This is a genomic window from Kitasatospora sp. NPDC059795 (assembly GCF_042732175.1).
Classification (GTDB): Bacteria; Actinomycetota; Actinomycetes; order Streptomycetales; family Streptomycetaceae; genus Kitasatospora.
In genome coordinates, this window is the sequence record NZ_JBHWID010000016.1 from 70187 (window position 1) to 87475 (window position 17289).

The following is a 17289-nucleotide window of genomic DNA, read 5'->3' on the forward strand; positions in this document are numbered from 1 at the left end:
CGCTGTGGGCGCCACGACGACGACCGGGACCGAGCCGCTGGGCGGACCGTTGGGCGGGCCGCCGGGCGGGCCGTTGGGCGGGCCGCGCTCCGTGCAGCTGTGGAGCAAGGTGCCGCAGGTGACGGCCGGTTTCTGGGTGGTGAAGGTGCTGACCACCGGGATGGGCGAGACCACCTCCGACTACCTGGCGCGCACGCTCGGCCCGGTCCCGGCGGTGGCGGGTGCGACGGTGCTGCTCGCGGCGGCGCTGTTCGCGCAGGCCCGGGCGGGCCGCTACCGGCCCGCCGTGTACTGGGCGGCCGTGGTGATGGTCAGCGTGTTCGGCACGATGGCGGCCGACGTGGCGCACGTGGCGCTGGGCGTGCCGTACGCCGTGTCGGCCGGGGCGTTCACGCTGGCGCTGGCGGCGGTGTTCTGGGTGTGGCGCCGCACGGAGGGGACGCTCGCGGTGGAGACGGTGCGCGGCGGGCGCCGGGAGGTCTTCTACTGGGCGGCGGTGATGGCGACCTTCGCCCTGGGCACGGCCGTCGGCGACCTGACGGCGGCCACCCTCGGCTGGGGGTACCTGCCGTCGGGTCTGCTCTTCGCCGCCCTGATCGCGGTGCCCGCGCTCGGCCACCGGCTGCTGCGGCTGCCGCCGGTCCTGGCGTTCTGGTGGGCGTACGTGCTGACCCGGCCGCTCGGCGCGTGCTTCGCGGACTGGGCCGGCGTCGGCCGGGAGCGCGGCGGCCTGGACCTGGGCACTGGCCCGGTCAGCCTGGTGCTGGCCGGACTGATCGTGCTGGCGGTCCTCGCCCTGGCGGCCGGCGAGCGCAGGCGCGGCTGACGGGCCGTCACCCGCCGGCCCGGCCGGTGCCCGCGTCCGCCGTTCCGGACGACGGGCACCGGCCGGGCGGGTGCCGGGCGGGCAGCGGCGGGCCAACCGGTGACAGGCCAGCCGGTGACGGGTCAGCCGGTGACAGGCGCGCCGAGCGGGACGGTCTGGCCGGTGACGGTGGTCTGCACGAACTGCCAGGTGATGCCGTTGATGATGCCCTGGTCGAGCGGGGCGAACTTGGCGAAGGCGGGCTGGCTGAGGTCGAGGTGGGTGGAGGCGCAGGTCGGGCACTTGTCCTTGACCGGCACCGTCAGGGTCTTGCCCTGGTAGCTGACCTTGACCGAAATGCCCTTGCAGAGCGGGTCGTTGTTCGGGTTGGCGGTGGTCCACCAGCTGGCGGGGACGGCCACCAGCAGCTGGGTGCCGGCGTTGATCTGGGTGCCACAGGCGCCGTAGCCGGTGTCGTTGAAGTAGGTGGCCATGCCGGTCATCGGCTGGTTGATCGGTATCGCGGCGCTGGCGGAGCCGGCGCTCAGGGCGAGCAGGGCGGCCGCGGCGAGCGGGACGCCCGCCAGCAGCCTCGGGTTCCTTCGGGTGGCACGCATGGTTCCTCCGCTTCGGAGCACTCGGGCACTCGGGCACTCGGCGTAGCAGCGGCAAGTCGCCCAGCCCGAAGGGGAGTTCGGCGATCGCGCTGTCACCGGAAGGCACCGAAGCTACGGAAGCGGCCGTTCGTGGTCCACACTTTTGACGCGTTGTCATGGACACAAGTCGGTAAACTTTACCCGCCCTGCACCACCCGCCCTGCACCACCCGCCCCCGCACCGCCCTCCCCCGGAGCGGCTGCGACGGGGAGCCTTCAGCCCTTCTTGCGGTACGCCAGGCGCTGGCGGGCGGTGGCGCCGCGCCGCTCGATCGGGAGGGTTCCGGTGGCGGCGGCTAGGCCGTACGGGGGCATGTCGCCGTAGATGGTTTCGTACGAGCCGGGCGGGACGATGTACGTCTCGTGCCAAATACCCACGTGCTGGCGGGACTTCCGCTCGAATCGGTTGATCATCCCCCAGGCCTTGCGGTGCAGCTGCTGCGGCGCGGCCGCGTACGTCAGGAGCTTCTCCTCGGACTCCCAGTACTGGACCACGTAGTAGGTGCGCGGCGAGCCGCTGAGCAGTTGGTGGCCGAGCAGACCGCTCTCCGGGTCGCGGGAGAGTTCGCGCAGCATCCGCGGCATCGCGACGAACACCGGCAGCCAGTGGTGCACCGCCCAGAAGTGGTTGATCCGCATGCCGATGAGGAACAGGACGACCTTGTCCTCGGCGGCGGCGGTGGTTCGGCCAGGTATTGGCTTGGCGAACACGACGTCCCCCTTTCGTCGGGCCGTCCATGATTGGATAGCCCCACTCATCAATGCTTTGGATAGTGACACTCACCTACGGAGGGCACAAGGGGATGCGCTTGGCAGATCTCAGCGAACGGAGCGGCGTCTCCCCCGCCACCATCAAGTACTACCTGCGCGAGGGGCTGCTCCCGCCCGGCCGCCTGATCAACACCACCCAGGCCGAGTACGACGAGTCGCACCTGCGCCGGCTGCGGCTGGTACGGGCGATGATCCAGATCGGCCGCATCCCGGTGGCCACCGTCCGCGAGGTGCTCGGCCACGTCGACGACGACTCCCTCGGCCTCACCATCCGCCTCGGCGCGGCCCTCTGGGTCCTGCCCCACCCCGGCGAGCCCGCCCCCGACGCCCCCGACGCCTCCGACGACCCGTCGACCGACGTCGCCCGCAAGCGCGTCGACGACCTCCTCGCCCGCCTCGGCTGGACCACCGCCCGCGAGGTCGGCGACCTCTCCCCCGCCTACCGCGCCCTGGTCTCCACCCTCGCCACCCTCGACCGCCTCGGCCACTCCCTCGACGCCGACGACATGCTCCCCTACGCCCACTCCATGGAACAGGCCGCCACCTACGACCTCGACCGGATGGAAATCCTCCCCACCCCCGCCGAACAGACCGAGTACGCCGTCACCGCCGCCGTCCTCTTCGAGCCCATCCTCCTCAACCTCCGCCGCCTGGCCCAGTCCGAGGAATCCGCCCGCCGCTACGGCCTGTAGCCCGCTCCCCTCGGCACGGGCATGGGGACTTCGGACGTCGACATCCCACCCGTTAGCACTCCAGTGCGACTTCGCGATCATGTCGGCCTCCCGCCGATCCGACGAAGCGGGGGCCGCGAGCCGGGCGGCGGGGAGGTGGTTCACCCGGCGTTCGACGCGGGTTCGCCCGAGGTGGTGGCCGCATTGGCCCGGCCGGGCGGATTTACGTCACCCGGGATGCACTTTGAGACGAGCTTCCACTTCGAAGGCAGAAGTGAGCCGGAGCCTTGGAATCGCATGGCAGAGTTTGGGTCATGGCACACGTGAAATGTCACATGACTAAAAGTGCCTGCCTCCGAACGGTTTCTCACATCGCCTGAAGGATGAAGACCATGAACCGCATCACCCGCATCGCGATGGGCGCCGCCGGTGCCGCCGCCCTGCTCACGGCGCCCGTGCCGGCCTTCGCCGCCGCGACCGGCGCTGACACCGCCACCGCCACGGTCACGACCTGCAAGTACGCTCTCCAGGCCGGGTTGGCGACCTACGCCTGCGCAGACGTCACCGGAGACAGCGTCGTGATCTACGGGAGGATCGGCCTTGCCGGCCCGCCCGACGGGCCGGTGTCGTGGCAGACCCTGTACACCAACCTGTCGGCCGAGGTGGTCGGCGGCAACTCGCTCGGCTCCGTGAGCGGGAGCACGGCGTTCCACTCCACCGGGGTGCGGGTGGACGGCTTCACCGCCACCGTCCCGTGCGGTTCGACGGTGCGTGCGACCTTCTCGGTGCAGGGAAGCGGCCCGTTCGGCACTCGGCCGGTGGTGGAAGTTCCGGTGACTTGCTGACGCTTCATCAATGTGCGAGCTGAGCCCGGGAGTTGTCAGCATCCCGGGCTCGGCCGCCGTGGCGGCCTGCATGGACCTCGTCAGCCCGCAGAGGCCCGCAGAGGCCCACATGGATGCCCTGGCTCACGCGCCGGTCAGTACTGGGTGGTGACGGTGACGCCGCTGAAGGCGGTCTTGCCGTAGAGGGTGATGTAGCGGTAGCCGGCCGTGGTGTTGGAGACGGTCACGGTCTGGGTGGTGCCGCTGTTCGTGGAGGAGGCGGCGTAGTCCGTGGTGGAGGCCCAGCGGTCCGGGCTGTAGTAGAGGTAGGCGGTCCCGGCGCCGCCGGTGGTGGAGACGGTCAGCGTGGTGGTGCCGGCCGGCATGTAGATGTACATCTGGTCCGAGCTTCCGGCCTCGGCGGCGCGGCCGCTCCGGAAGCAGTTGTAGTCCAGCTTCCGGGCGTCGGGGGCGGTGCAGGCCGCCGGTGCGGCCGGCGCGGTGACGGTGACGGTCCGGGTCGTGGTGGCCGTCTTGCCGTTGCTGTCGGTGACGGTGAGGGCGACGGTGTAGGTGCCGGCAGCGCGGTAGGACTTCGACGGGGAGGCCGCGGTGCCGGTGGTGCCGTCGCCGAAGTTCCAGGCCCAGCCGGTGATGCTGCCCTTGCCGGCGGTCTCGGTGGAGCGGTCGGTCAGCTGGATGTTCAGGTCCCGCACCGCGACGTCGAAGGCCGCCTTCGGGGTGCCCGCGGTGAGGCAGGTGTCGGTGGCGCAGGTGTCGACCCACCTGGTGAAGTCGGCGTCGTAGGCGGTGCCGACGGAGTTGTAGTACGCGTAGGCGCGGGCGTAGTCGCCGGTGCGGAAGAGGCCGAGCATGGTCTGGACGGCGCCCGGGGAGCGCTCGATCATGTAGCGGGCGGCCAGGTAGCCCCAGTGGTAGGTGCGGACGACGTCGCTGTTCTGGTACGTGCTCTGGAGCAGGGTGCTGAGCCCGTAGGTGTGCTTGGGGGCCTGGTTCACCGCGTTGAGGTCGGTGACGCCGCGGTAGGTGTAGGAGACGTACTCGGCGCTGCCCTCGATCCACCACAGGTCGGGCACGCTGGTCTGCTGGAAGAAGTCGCCCTTCATGTTGTAGCGGGCGTCCAGGACGTGCGCGTACTCGTGGTTGAGGTTCCAGATCCGGGCGGTGAAGCCGTTCTCGTTCGGGTGCCGGTACATGAGGGAGACCGGCTGGTTGGCCGGGTCGCTCGGGGTCCCGGTCAGGGTGACCCCGCCGTTGTTGGTGTTCGCCTCGTACATCGCGCCGGCGTAGGTCTGGTAGTCGCCCTGGCTCGCGAAGACCACGAGCTGCACGGACGATTCGTACTGGCCGGGGATGGGGCCGTTGTCGCGGACGAGGTTGTGGAAGTACGCGTCCTCGCCCTTGAGGTCGGCGCAGACGGCGGCGAGTTCGGCCGCGGTGAGGTCCTGGGCCAGGACGGTGAGGGTGGCGTTGCAGGTCTGCCTCATCGGCAGCACGGCCTTGCAGCTCGCGGAGCACGCAGGCCACGCCCGCCCCGGACCGATGCAGCGGCAGCGGCGGACTGCCCGCTGGGATGTGGCCGAGGTGCGCGACGAGGTCCGCCGCTACGTCCTGGATCACCTCGGTACCGGTGACCACCGTCACCTGCTGATCCGCCGCAACCCCACCACCGGCGAACTCGCCTTCCACCTGTCCTGGTCACCCCGGATCGTCCCGCTGTCCGAACTCGTACGAGTCGCCGGCACCCGCTGGCGCATCGAAGAATGCTCCCAGGCGGCGGAGCCGCCTCACGCCTCAACCGGCCGTCCAGGAAGCCTCGTTGCTCACCCGCCCCGCCGAACTCGACCCGCCGAACTCGACCGGCCGCACGCGCTCGTCGAACGGGTCACGTCTCCGGCAGCCAGTGCAGCTCGTGCGCCAGGGCTTTGGCGACGGCAAGGATGCGGCGGTGCAGTGGCGACTGCTCGCGCGGGAGGACCAGATGGACCGTCAGGCTGGGCGCGCCCCGCAGCGGACGCCAGGTGAGACCGGCCGGTTGTACCGTGGCCGCGGCTTCGCCGGCCGGGGCGAGGGTGACCCCGTCGCGCAGGTCGCGCTGAGACATGTCGAAAGAGACTGCGGGCGTGTGGAACCGGGGGTGCGGTCGGATGTCCCGGAACAGTGCGGACAACTGATCGTGGATCACGGGATTGGCCGCGCGGTCCGGGAGCCGCAGCGGATACCCGGCCGCGTCGGCGATCTCGATCTCCGGGCGTTCGGCCAGCGGATGGTGCTGCGCCAACTGGACCCCGACGCGCTGACGCCGCAGCAGGAACCGGCGCACACCGCGGCCCGGTTGTTCACCGCGGGTGATCCCGGCATCGATGCGGCCGTCGGCGACCGCGGGGGAGATCTCCGGTGTCGCCATCGGGACCGCGCCGACCTCGAGTCCGCCGGTGCCGCGAATCAGCCTGTCCACCAGGGCCGGCGCCGTCTCCGCCCCGGCGCTGAGGCTGTATCCGATGCGCAGCGTGCCCAGTTCACCGGCCGCCGCGCTCCGGGCGGTGTCCCAGGCCCGGTCCAGCGCGGCCAGCGCGGGCGGTGCGGACTCCGCCAAAGCCGCGCCGGCCGTGGTCAGTTCGACGCTGCGCGTGTTGCGGATCAGGAGGGCCGTACCGAGTTCCGCCTCCAAGCGGCGCATCCGGGCGCTGAGTGCAGGCTGCGCGAGACCGATCCGTGCGGCCGCGCGGGTGAAGTTCAACTCCTGTGCCAGCACCAGGAAGTACCGCAGGCTCACCGTGTCCGGCGCCACGCGCCCTCCCCGCCGATTGATAACGATCCGTTCTGACTCTATCCCGCACCGGTCTTTCCCTCGGCCGCACATCCAGCCCTAACCTGCGGATGCCGGGATCGATCGATCCGAGCGCCGACTCGACGCCGGACGCAGCCGGCACCACACAGGAGATTTCCATGGCCAAGGGCTACTGGGTCAGTGTCTACCCCGCCATTTCCGCCCCCGAGAAGCTGACCGCCTACGACAATCTGGCCGGCCCGGCCGTCCGCGCTGCGGGCGGACGCCTCCTGTCCCGTGGCAGTCGAGTCGTCGCCCACGAGGCCGGAATCACGCAACGCACCGTCGTGGTCGAGTTCGACACCTTCGAACAGGCCGTCGCCGCATACGAGAGCGAGCCCTACCAGAACGCCCTGGTGGCCCTCCCCGACGGCTACCAGCGCGACTTCCGCATCATCGAGGGCACCGCCTGACCGACGGGCCCAACCACCGCTGAGCATCCGTCACCTGACAATCCTGGCCCGGCGATCAAGCTCTGGCCTGCCACAACGGCGATCCACCGACCCAGCAGGGTGGCGAGCCCTCCGAGGCTGATGACGACCGGCCCTGAGGGGATCGCCGAGGGCCTCTCCGCACGCGACATCACCGACGTCAAAGCGCTGGCCAGGTAACCCTGCCGGGTCCGGAATCCGCCAATCTGGTGTCGGGCCTTGGCCGTTCGCCGGGCCCGGGCCGTCGTCCCAGCTCGCCGCCGGTGGCCGCGGCGCGGCTTCACCTGTATACGACGGCCGGCCCCGGGATCGGGGCAGGTCGGGGCCGGGGTGTGCTGCGGCGTGCGCCCCCGGCGTGCGTGGCCTGATCATGGCCGTCGTCCCCTTCGAGTGCGGAGGATCGGCCGCTCGGCGTCGCTCTCCGCTGCTACACCAACGGTCAGGCAGGCGCAGCGGGCGCCGGGCCGACGAGTGGGAGGATCACCGTGGCGGGCAGCGGAGACCGGATCTGGGTACGCGGGCACTTCCGGCGCAGGGCGGGTGCGGGTGCCGGCAGCGCGAGGCGGTGGGGGCTGGGGACGGTCGTCGCGATCGGCGTGGTCCTGCTCTTCCTGAACAGCACCGTCAACGACTCGAAGCCGCCGCAGCCCGCCCCCACCGTCACCGTCACCCCGGCCGATCAGCGGTGAGCCGGGCAGGCCTTCCAACCCCCGGCACCGCTCGGAGCGGCGATGAGTGACGACGCGGTCAAGGCCGTGCTGGGGATACTCGCCCTCGGCGCTGCCGTCGTGGTGCTAAGGGCGGCCTGGGCCTGGGCCGCCGCGCACGTGCTGGTCCTGGGCCTCGGCCTCGGTGGGCTCGCCCTGCTGATCGTCGTCACGGTCGGTGTCGCCTCCGTCGGCCGGGCGGCGCCGCGCGGCGAGCTGTACGACTCCCCCGGGCAGGGGACCGTCGCGGCCGGGTGGGCCGGTGCCGCCGGCTGCACCCTCGACGACTTCACGGCCGCCTCGCCCCGCGGCTTCGAGGAGATGTGCCGGGCGCTGCTGGAGCGCGACGGGTTCTCCGACGCGCTGCGGGTCGGCGGTTCCGGCGATCTCGGGGCCGATGTGATCGCGTACGACGTGGACGGCCGGAAGGTCGTCGTCCAGTGCAAGCGCCACAGCCGTCCGGTGGGCAGCCGTGACCTGCAGACCTTCAACGGCACCGCCCGGCCGGTCCACCGGGCGAAGATCGCCGTGTTCGTCGGCCTGAACGGCTTCACCGCCCCCGCCGTGACGTTCGCCCGCCAGCAGCGCATCCACCTGGTCGACCGGGCCGCGCTGGAGCGCTGGGGTGCCGGTGAGCACCTGTACGACGTCCTCGACATCGCGGCGGCCGCCGCCTGACCGGGCCGGGCCCGACCGGGCGCGTGATTGGGAATCGTCCGGCCGGGCAGGCGCAGGGTGTACCCGTCCGACGGCGAGAAGGGAGCCGGGGCCATGGACGAGACGCCGCAGGGTGGTGCGGGCGGTGTGCCCACGCCGGAGCAGGACCGGGCGGAGCAGCGGGAGGCGCACCGGGCGGAGGGGCGGCCGCCGACCGTCGGGCACGACTGGCCGAACAGCGAGGACGTGCCCGTGAACGACGTGCGCGAGGTGCCCCGGGAGGCGCACCGGGCGGAGGGGCGACCGCCGACGGTCGCACACGACTGGCCGAGCGAGGAGAAGCACCGCCGGAGGTAGCGGGTCCTGCCGGTGCGGGGGTGTCCGCCGCTGCCCCTACGATGACCGCCATGATGACAGGGGGTCCGGGTGCCCAACTCGTTGACGGCCGTTTCGAGTTGCTGGGGCGGCTCGGCGGCGGGGGCATGGGTCTGGTGTGGCGGGCCCGGGACACCGTGCTGGAGCGCGAGGTCGCGCTGAAGGAGGTGCGGCCGCCGGACCCGGCGGTGCTCGCCGCCGACCCGGCGGCGGCGTTCGAGCTGCGCGAACGGGTGCTGCGCGAGGCCCGGGCGCTGGCCCGGCTCCAGCACCCGCACGTGGTGACCATCCACCACATCGTCGACACGCCCGAACTCCCGCACCCGTGGCTGGTGATGGAGCTGGTCGCCGGCGGCTCGCTGCAGGACCGCCTCGCCCGCGGCCCGCTCTCGCCGCAGGAGGCGGCCCGGGTCGGCCGCGGCGTCCTGGCCGCGCTGCGCGCCGCGCACGCCGCCGGCATCCAGCACCGGGACGTCAAACCCGCGAACGTCCTGCTGCGCGCCGACGGCACTCCGGTGCTGACCGACTTCGGCATCGCCGCGCTCAGCGAGTCGACCAGCCTGACCGCGACCGGCGCACTGATCGGCTCGCCCGAGTTCATCGCCCCCGAACGGATCCGCGGCCACGAGGGCGACCCGTCCTCCGACCTGTGGTCGCTCGGCATGACGCTGTACGTCGCCGTCGAGGGCCACCATCCGCTGCGCCGCGCGACCAGCCTCGCCACCCTGGCCGCCGTCCTGGACGAGCCGCTCCCGCCGCCGGTCCGCTCCGGACCGCTCGCCGCCACCCTCACCGCCCTGCTCGCCCGCGACCCGGCCGACCGCCCCGACGCCGACCGGCTCGACCGGCTCTTCGCCGCCGCCGAGCACGGCCACGACGGCACCCTGGGCGGCGGGACGTTCGCCCCCACCGAGGTGAACGCCGCGCCGTACTCCCCCACCGAGCCGAACGTCCCCGTCCCCCGCCGCCGCCGGCGACGACGCACCGGCCCGCTCCTCGCCACGACGGCGGCCGTCCTCGCGGTGGCCGGGCTGCTGGCCTGGTCACTCAACGGGGGGCTGCGCGCCGCCGGCTCCCCCAGGACCGTCGGCACCCCCGCATCCGCGTCCGCCCCCGCTTCCACCCCCGCTGGAGCCCCCGCTCCCGCTCCCGCGACGGACCTGCTGACCCCGGAGGGCGCCCGCAGCCTGGTCGACGCGATCGGCTCGGCGACCGGCAACGCCACCATCACCCAGCTGCTGATCTACCCCGAGTACGCCTCCGCCCGCGCCGTCACCAAGGACAACCCCAAGCACTACGACGACGTCACCTACCGCGACGGCAGGATCACCACCAAGCCCGGCGGCACCCTCGGCCCCAAGGACAAGCCCGTCGACCTCGCCAGGATCGACTGGACCCAGCTCCCCGCCGGCCTCACCAAGGCCCAGTCCGAACTGGGCGTCACCACCCCCAAGTCCCGCTACCTGCTGGTGGATTACGGCTGGTTCGCCGACGAGATCACCATCCGCTACTACCTGTCGAACGACTACGGCGGTGGCGGCTACCTCTCCACCGGCGCCACCGGCAAGGTCCTCAAGGTCGCCAAGTCCGGCTGAAGCCTGGGCAGTTCTCGGTTCAGTCGCCGATGAACCAGAGGTAGCTGCCCGGCGTCGCCGCGCACGCCTCCAGCATCGCGGCGAGGTCGAGCAGCGCCGACCGCTGGTGCTCGGTGGCGGCGTTCTCGATCAGCACCGCGACCTCGCGGCGGGCCACCTCGGCCTCCTGCTCGTTGATCACCGTGTCCCGGTACGGATCGACCCGCCCGAGCACCCCCGAGTTGTGCAGGTCGAGCCCGCTCAACGCCGACGCCAGCCCTTCGCCGTACTCGTACGACGACCGCAGCAGGGTGTCCCGCGCAGACTTCTTCCGCGTGGGCCGCCCCGAGTGCAACTCAAGCTCGATACCCATGGCCTCCACCTCCGTCGCCCCGACCGCCGTCGCCCCGGGCCCGCGTCAGCACCGGAACGCCGACCACCGCGACCGCACCCGCCCCGATCAGCAGCCCCGCCGTCCAGCGCATCCCCTCCCGCTTGCCGGGACACGCCGGATTGAACGCCGCCGAATACCCCGCCCCACCGAACCCGGCCCCGCAGTAGAGCGTGCTGTGCCCGTCGTTGCCGTACGGATTCGGGTACAGCCCCACCCCCGCCCCCACCAACACCGTCAGAACCCCGACCCCCACGACCCGCCGCATCCCGCGCCCCGTCCACTCCACCACCCACACGCCTCCCACACACCGACCACACACCGACCACACTCACAACGGCCCCATCAAGTCCCATGATCACGGACGACCACCCGCCCCGATCGGTTGCGGCAAGCTGCTCATCCGGAACGAGTGGTCCCGTTCGCCGGCTGTCAGTGTTGGACCGCTCCGATTCGGTATGACCGTCGACGAAGTGGTCGAGGCGGCCGAGGCCCTCGGCGCGTCACACGACTGTTTCTCCGCGGCGGCGCCTGTAGTACGCGTACGTCACGGCCAGGAGAAGGGGACCCCACACGGTCAGCGGGAGCGTGGCCACTGCGGCAAGCGCCTTCCACCAACCGCTGGAGTACTCGATCATGTGCACCCCACCGATGTGGAGAAAACCGAGAGGCAGGGGACCCCACAGCACGATCAGGGCCAGACCGCCCAACGTGGCCGGGACGATCGCAGCGAACGGGGGAATGCGCTTGCCGCCGATGACCGGGAGCCACGAGGGTGCCACTTCGCCCCACCGGGCCACCAGGCCGAAGGAGAGATAGGCCAGTCCCTCCGAGAGGAGGCTGAGTCCGCATACGTACAGGATCACCCACCAGTGCCATGTCTTGTGGACTGCGTAGACCTGGCCCATCTCGTAGTCGAGTGCGAACGGTAAACGCCACAGGCACGACGGGAGGACGACGAGGGGTATGAGTTGGGCGCAGCGGACGGCCCACCTCGGGACGGGCCGCGCGGTGTCGCCGACCGACGGGGAGGGATGAAGTGCCTTGATTCTCATGGGTCGATCCTCATTGCCCGGTGAACGTCACGGATCCGACTCAAGAGGTGTTCGGCGGTCATCCTCGCGGTGGGCACCGCGTCCCCCGCGCGAAGGACCTCGGGCGAACCGTTTCACATCACCGCTGGTCGCACGTGCGCCCCGCCGCCAGGTCGGAGAGCCGCCGCTTGTCGACACCCTCGACGGCATACTGAGGGGATGAACTTCGGGGCGGGGCCTGGTGGGAGCAACTGGGGCCGCGGGGTACTGCGGGAGCTGCTGAGGCACACGGCGGAGGGGCTCGGGCCTTCACGTTGACCCCGCTCGGCGCACCAGCTCGTCCGGCGCAGCGTCGCGCCGCGGCGGGCGTTCCTCATGCCGGCGTGCCCGCTCCGTAGTTGGCGGTCAGCTCGGCGGTGTACGCCACCGGTGTGGGCCGTCCGCGGACCATCGGCAGCCAGGGCTTCCCACGTATGCCACGTCGAAGGTCTTTCCGGCCAGGTCGCACCAGGTGCGGTGGGCGGTCAGGGTCGGGAAGCCTCGGACGACGGCGAGTTCCGGGTCGCGGTCGGCCCAGCAACCCCAGCGGCGGGAGGGGCCGGTGAGGGCGACGCGGTCGGCGACGGTGATGGACGCTGCGAACTCCCGCCCGCCGTCGTCAGGGTTCGGCCCGGCCCCCGTCCGCAGCGATCCAGGGGTTGTGGGCCTCCGCGACGAGGCCTCGTCCGGCGAGCCGCTCGCGCGGTCCGGCGTCCGGCGGGTGTACGCGGCGGCGGGCGGACCGTTCGTCAGCCGTGCGCGGGAGCCGGACCGGGCGGGGGCGGGGTGTCCCGGTGTGCGTGCCGGCGGATCGTGGTCGGTCAGCGGGTCGGCGTCCAGCGGAGTGCGGCGGCCAGGCGTGCGGCGCGGCGCGGTGGCGGGATCTCTCGCATCCAGGGCGGGGGTCGGACGCCCGTCGCCGCGCTCCAGGCCCGGCAGTAGGCGCGGGACGCGGGGCCGACGGACCGCCAGGCCGCTTCCAGGTCGAAGCCCTTGGTCCAGGCGTTCAGCAGGGTGTCGAGGAAGCCGACGGCGACGGCGTTGGATTCGTCGCCGTCCGCCGCCATGACGTGTTCCAGCAGCAGGAACATCCGCCGGGTCTGCTCGTCCGTGAACTCGCCGGCGCGGCGCGCGTACTGCGCGCCGAGGACGGCCAGTCGGAGCGTCAGGGGCGGCCCTTCGGGACGGCTGTGGCCGGACAGGTCATGCCAGTACTCGACCTCGGCACGGTCGGCCGCCGCCAGAATCTCGCTGACGCCGGTGAACTCGTCCCACCACTTCGGTGTCCCCACCTTCCGTCTCCTCGCAGGTCACAGGGGTTGTTGGAGGATTTGACCACGAACTGATGCCAGGTGGCGAGACTTTTCGACGGGCGATCGCCGAGGCGTGCGACACAGCGCGAAGCGCACGCGGGGGGCAGCAAGCAGGCAGGGTCGCCGAAACGGTGGTGCGCCCCGGGGATCATGGCGGATCGACCGCCCGCCGTCCACCGGAATGGCACGACCTGCCGACAGCTCAGGCCGACGGCCGCACGGATTCGTCAACTCCCGCCATCCGTCCGGGAGTCGGGACGGCCCAGAAGGCGTTACGGGGCCGGCCTGCCGCGTGGCGCAGCAGGTCCGCACCGGCGTGCCGCAAGGCCCCCGTCATCGGGGCGGGGCGGGTGGGGCGGGTACGCCTGCGGAGCGGAGCCTGGCCTCGGTGAGTGCGGTCAGGCGGGCTGCGACCGGGGCCTGGTCCCCGCGATGGTTGTCGATCAGCCGGTACTGGGCAGCGGCCCTTCTCCAGGCCCGCAGGCTGGCGGGGTCTCCCAGCAGTGCGGGGTTGGCGAGGTAGCGGTCGGCCATGGCGTTCGCGAGTTCCTCGATCCTCGGGTCGTCCGGCTCCCAGGTCTCGGCCTCCTGGCCGCGTTTGGCCAGCTCGATGTAGGCGGGATCGTCCAGTTGGTGTTCGAGTTGGGCCAGAAAGCCGTCGAAGCCCTCCGGCACCAGCACCCGGGCCAGCACCAGGGCCTCGCGCTGCGCGGCCACGTAGTCGGGGCCGAGGCCGAGGCCGGGCATCCGGCTGAGGACCGCACAGGCGCGCTCGGGCAGCAGGGCCCGGTCGCCCTCGGCGAGCCGGTGCAGCATGTCGAGGCGGGCGGACAGCTCCGCGATCCGTTCGGTGAGCTGCTGGGCAACACCCGCGAGGGCGTCGGCGAACCGGCCGGCGTCGGCGTCGAGCAGCGGCCCGATCTCGGCGAGTGGCACCCCGGCGACGGCCAGCGTCCGGACCTGCACCAGTCGGAGCAACTCCGGTGATCCGTAGCGCCGGTAGCCGGAGGTGTCGCGTTGTGGCTCGTCGACCAGCCCGTTCCGGTGGTAGTGCCGCACGGTCTTCACCGTGACGCCGACGAACGCCGCCGCCTGCCCGATCGTGACCCCGCCCGTGACTCCGCTCGCCATCCCCGCTCAGCCTGCCTCGTGCTCGGGCCCGGCCGCCACGCGGAGCACGGCCGGGCTGGTGAAGGAACCGCACCGAGCCGTCGGGCCCGGAGCGGCCCCGGTTCGCGTTCGGTCCGACGTACGGTCGGAACGGTCGGAACGGCCGGAACGGCCGGCCCTCGAAGCCTACGGGCCCCGGGAGTTCAGCCCGCCGACGGTGCCGTACCGGCCTGCCCCGCGCCGAAGACCGCGCCGAACACCGCGCCGACGAGCCGCTGCTGGGCGGTCCGGAACGCTGCCGCCACGGACATGTCGGCGTCGTCCACACACGTCAGCCCGGCAGTCAGGGTGGTGCTCCCGTCGGACGAGCTGTACATCAGCGCCGCCGAACCGATGGTGGCGCCGTTGTGGTGGTAGACGGTGCCGGTGCCGGTGCCGGTGCCGGCACCCGCGCCCAAGTCCTGCGCGAACACCCCCAGGCCGTAGCCGATGGTCGCCTCCGGGGTGCGCATCTCGGCCAGCAGTTCGGCCGGTAGCAGCCTGCCGCCCATCAGTGCGGAGAAGTAGGTGTGCAGGTCCTTGGTGGTCGAGATCATGTCACCGCCGGCCGCGACCCAGGAGGGGTTGTGGCGGGTGACATCGATCGTCTTCTCCTGCCCGGCGTCCTCGTAGCGGTAGTAGCCGTGGTTGTGAGGCTCGGGGACCTCCGGCGAGGCGCCCGGCGCGACGGTGCCGGTCATCCCCAGCGGCCGCAGGATCAGCCGCTGCAACTCCTCGGCGAACGACCGGCCGGTGACGCTCTCGATCACCAGCCGGGCCAGCACGTAGTTGGTGTTGGAGTAGCTCCAGCCCGACCCCGGGGCGAACCGGGCCGGCTTGGACAACGACAGCCGCACCAGTTCGTCGGGCAGGTAGGTGTGGAATCGCCGGTCCACCCACTCCTTGCCCCGCCACGGGACCCCGAGCACGATCGTCCCGTCCTCGTAGAGCTCGCCGGTGTGGCTGAAGACCCCGCTGGTGTGTTGCAGCAGCATCCGCACGGTGATCCGGCCGTCCAGCCCGAACCCGGGCAGGTGGTCGGCGGCCGGAGCGTCCAGGCCGATCCTGCCCTCGGCCACCAGCAGGAGCACCGCGGTCGCGATGAAGTTCTTGGTGCTGCTGCCGATGCGGAAGTACCCGTCGGTCAGCGGCTTTGCGCTCCGACCCAGCTCGCGCGCCCCGGCGCTGCCGACCCACTCGCCCCGCTCGTCGTTCACCCGCAGCTGCACTCCGAGCAGGCCGGACTCGACGATGTCGTCGAGCGCCTTCTGCAACTCCGGGCGGTCCTGATTCCGGTCGGCGAGGATGGTGGACATGGTTGCTCCTTCAGCTCTGCTCGCCCGCTTCGGCGTCGGGCCGTTGCAGCGAGCTTCCAGCCTGACCCGAGGTCAACCTCAACTGTGTTCCAGCTCACAGCCTGACGGTGTCCGGAAAGCTGCCTCACCCTCGATCTACGGTGGCCGGAGCCCCCCAGGGACCGCAGGCCCCCGGGGGGCTCCGGCCACTGTCTTCCCGCCGAGCCCGGCCACCTGATCGCTGATCAGGTTCAACCATGCGGTGCCGCCCCAGGTCCGCGCGAGCGGGATCGACCCCCGGACGGCGATCGAGTCAGCTTGATCAACCTCCATTGTTGATAGGGAAGTTCGGTAAAGCCGGAGGCGTTCCGGGCCCAGCACTGGCACGACCCGAACCCCGCCCCGCCCGCCCGCCCCTCGCCGGTCACGGCTTGCGGCGGTGCAGGGTGAGGATCGCGTGGGTGGCGAGGCCGAAGAGCAGGCCCCAGAAGGCGGAGCCGATGCCGAGGAGGGTGGCGCCGGAGGCGGTGGCGAGGAGGGTGACGAGGGCGGCGTCGCGGCCGGGTTCGGGGGTGAGGGCGGCGGCGAGGCTGTTCTGCAGGGAGGCGAGCAGGGCGACGCCGGCGATCACCGCGATCAGCTCCTTGGGCAGGCCGGTGAAGAGTCCGACCAGGACGCCGCCGAAGCTGCCGACCACGACGTACAGGACGCCGGAGGACATGCCCGCGATGTAGCGGCGACGCGGGTCCGGGTGGGCCTCGGGACCGGAGCAGATCGCGGCGGTGATGGCGGCCAGGTTGACGCCCGGCGACCCGAACGGGGCGAGCAGCACGGACGCGGCGCCGGTGGCGCCGATCAGCAGGCGGTCGTCGGCGCGGTAGCCGAACGCGCGCAGCACGCCGAGGCCGGGGGCGTTCTGCGAGGCGAGGGCGACGATGGTGAGCGGGAGGGCGAGGCCGACCAGCGCCGGCCAGGAGAACGCGGGGACGGTGAGGACCGGCACGGTGGGACCCCCGGCGCCGGGGTGCAGCGGGAGTCCGACGGTCGTCGCGGCGAGCAGTCCGCCGACGGCGAGAGCGATCACCACGGCGTAGCGCGGCGCGAGGCGCTTGGCGAGCAGGAACGCGGCGAAGCTGCCGACCACCAGGACGGGTGCGCCGTGCACGGCGCCGAAGATGCCCGCCCCGAAGGAGAACAGGATGCCGGCCAGCATGGCGTGCACGATGCCCTCGGGGACGGCGGCGATCAGGCGTCCGAACCAGCCGGTGACGCCGAGCAGGGTGACGGCGACGGAGCTCACCAGGAACGCGCCGACGGCCTCCCGGTAGGGGTAGTGGCCGAGGCTGGTGACCAGCAACGCCGCGCCGGGGGTGGACCAGGCGGTGACCACGGGGGTGCGGGTCCACCAGCTCAGTGCGAAGCCGGTGACGCCGCTGCCGATCGCCACCGCCCAGATCCACGACGCGGTGTGCGCGGCGTCCAGCCGTCCGGCGCCGGCAGCGGCGAGCACGACCACCAGCGGCCCGGAGAACGACACCGCGACGCACACCAGCCCGGCCAACAACGCGGGCCCGGACACATCACGGCGCAGGCTTCGCCGCACCGGGTCCTCGCCCACGGGAGCAGCTGGTCGGACCGTCAGATCGTCTGTCATTCGGGCAGTATCCCGACCCCCCGAACGGACCATGACGCCGGGTCAGCCCCACCCGACGCACCTACCTCACCCGACGCACCGGCCGCAGCCACC

General features: G+C 72.1%; 18 protein-coding genes. 8 read left to right on the forward strand and 10 right to left on the reverse strand.

The annotated features are described in order from the left end of the window. Positions 1-49: 49 nt before the first annotated feature. A complete protein-coding gene (locus ACFV4P_RS28315) occupies positions 50-826 on the forward strand; it encodes a hypothetical protein (RefSeq protein ID WP_380476072.1) in 777 nt (258 codons plus the stop codon). 122 nt (positions 827-948) lie between these two features. On the opposite strand, the gene ACFV4P_RS28320 is transcribed toward ACFV4P_RS28315, so the two are convergent. Continuing rightward, on the reverse strand, positions 949-1422 hold the full coding sequence (locus tag ACFV4P_RS28320) for a cysteine/serine endopeptidase inhibitor (RefSeq protein WP_380475803.1): 474 nt from the start codon (positions 1420-1422) through the stop codon (positions 949-951). Between the two features lie 254 nt (positions 1423-1676). Next, complete coding sequence (locus tag ACFV4P_RS28325) at positions 1677-2171, reverse strand: DUF4188 domain-containing protein (protein ID WP_073810442.1); 495 nt, start codon at positions 2169-2171, stop codon at positions 1677-1679. Between the two features lie 92 nt (positions 2172-2263). On the opposite strand from ACFV4P_RS28325, the gene ACFV4P_RS28330 reads away from it, so the two are divergent. Then, positions 2264-2923, forward strand: coding sequence for a MerR family transcriptional regulator (locus ACFV4P_RS28330; RefSeq protein WP_380475806.1), 660 nt, complete (start codon positions 2264-2266; stop codon positions 2921-2923). A 371-nt stretch (positions 2924-3294) separates the two neighbouring features. Then, positions 3295-3747, forward strand: coding sequence for a hypothetical protein (locus ACFV4P_RS28335; RefSeq protein ID WP_380475808.1), 453 nt, complete (start codon positions 3295-3297; stop codon positions 3745-3747). Positions 3748-3881: 134 nt separating this feature from the next. Here ACFV4P_RS28335 and ACFV4P_RS28340 read toward each other — a convergent pair whose 3' ends face one another. Then, entirely contained in the window at positions 3882-5243 is a 1362-nt protein-coding gene (locus ACFV4P_RS28340) for a collagenase (RefSeq protein WP_380475811.1), read from the reverse strand. A 389-nt stretch (positions 5244-5632) separates the two neighbouring features. Further along, the gene (locus tag ACFV4P_RS28345; protein WP_380475813.1) at positions 5633-6538 is read right to left on the reverse strand and encodes a LysR substrate-binding domain-containing protein; all 906 of its coding nucleotides are present in this window, start codon (positions 6536-6538) and stop codon (positions 5633-5635) included. 158 nt (positions 6539-6696) lie between these two features. On the opposite strand from ACFV4P_RS28345, the gene ACFV4P_RS28350 reads away from it, so the two are divergent. The 5 genes from ACFV4P_RS28350 (at position 6697) to ACFV4P_RS28370 (ending at position 10342) form a co-directional block, all read left to right on the forward strand. Beyond that, complete coding sequence (locus ACFV4P_RS28350; protein ID WP_380475814.1) at positions 6697-6990, forward strand: DUF1330 domain-containing protein; 294 nt, start codon at positions 6697-6699, stop codon at positions 6988-6990. Positions 6991-7493: 503 nt separating this feature from the next. After that, positions 7494-7697, forward strand: a complete 204-nt coding sequence (locus ACFV4P_RS28355; protein ID WP_380475817.1) for a hypothetical protein — start codon at positions 7494-7496, stop codon at positions 7695-7697. Positions 7698-7739: 42 nt separating this feature from the next. Then, positions 7740-8393, forward strand: coding sequence for a restriction endonuclease (locus ACFV4P_RS28360; protein WP_380475819.1), 654 nt, complete (start codon positions 7740-7742; stop codon positions 8391-8393). 93 nt (positions 8394-8486) lie between these two features. Next, positions 8487-8729 (forward strand): hypothetical protein, encoded by a 243-nt coding sequence (locus ACFV4P_RS28365; protein ID WP_073810432.1) that lies wholly within the window; start codon positions 8487-8489, stop codon positions 8727-8729. Positions 8730-8779: 50 nt separating this feature from the next. Continuing rightward, positions 8780-10342 carry a protein kinase gene (locus tag ACFV4P_RS28370; RefSeq protein WP_380475821.1) on the forward strand — a complete coding sequence of 521 codons (1563 nt, stop codon included), beginning with the start codon at positions 8780-8782 and terminating at the stop codon, positions 10340-10342. Between the two features lie 19 nt (positions 10343-10361). On the opposite strand, the gene ACFV4P_RS28375 is transcribed toward ACFV4P_RS28370, so the two are convergent. The 6 genes from ACFV4P_RS28375 to ACFV4P_RS28400 all read right to left on the reverse strand — a co-directional run bounded on the left by ACFV4P_RS28375 (position 10362) and on the right by ACFV4P_RS28400 (position 17196). Beyond that, entirely contained in the window at positions 10362-10694 is a 333-nt protein-coding gene (locus ACFV4P_RS28375; protein ID WP_380475824.1) for a hypothetical protein, read from the reverse strand. A 521-nt stretch (positions 10695-11215) separates the two neighbouring features. After that, positions 11216-11767, reverse strand: a complete 552-nt coding sequence (locus ACFV4P_RS28380; RefSeq protein ID WP_380475827.1) for a hypothetical protein — start codon at positions 11765-11767, stop codon at positions 11216-11218. A gap of 839 nt (positions 11768-12606) precedes the next feature. Continuing rightward, positions 12607-13077, reverse strand: a complete 471-nt coding sequence (locus ACFV4P_RS28385; protein ID WP_380475830.1) for a hypothetical protein — start codon at positions 13075-13077, stop codon at positions 12607-12609. 354 nt (positions 13078-13431) lie between these two features. Beyond that, positions 13432-14229: a MerR family transcriptional regulator gene (locus ACFV4P_RS28390; protein ID WP_380475832.1), complete on the reverse strand. Its 798-nt coding sequence runs from the start codon at positions 14227-14229 to the stop codon at positions 13432-13434. A 182-nt stretch (positions 14230-14411) separates the two neighbouring features. Further along, a complete protein-coding gene (locus ACFV4P_RS28395; RefSeq protein WP_380475834.1) occupies positions 14412-15563 on the reverse strand; it encodes a serine hydrolase domain-containing protein in 1152 nt (383 codons plus the stop codon). 403 nt (positions 15564-15966) lie between these two features. After that, on the reverse strand, positions 15967-17196 hold the full coding sequence (locus ACFV4P_RS28400) for a benzoate/H(+) symporter BenE family transporter (RefSeq protein ID WP_380475836.1): 1230 nt from the start codon (positions 17194-17196) through the stop codon (positions 15967-15969). Positions 17197-17289: the final 93 nt, after the last annotated feature.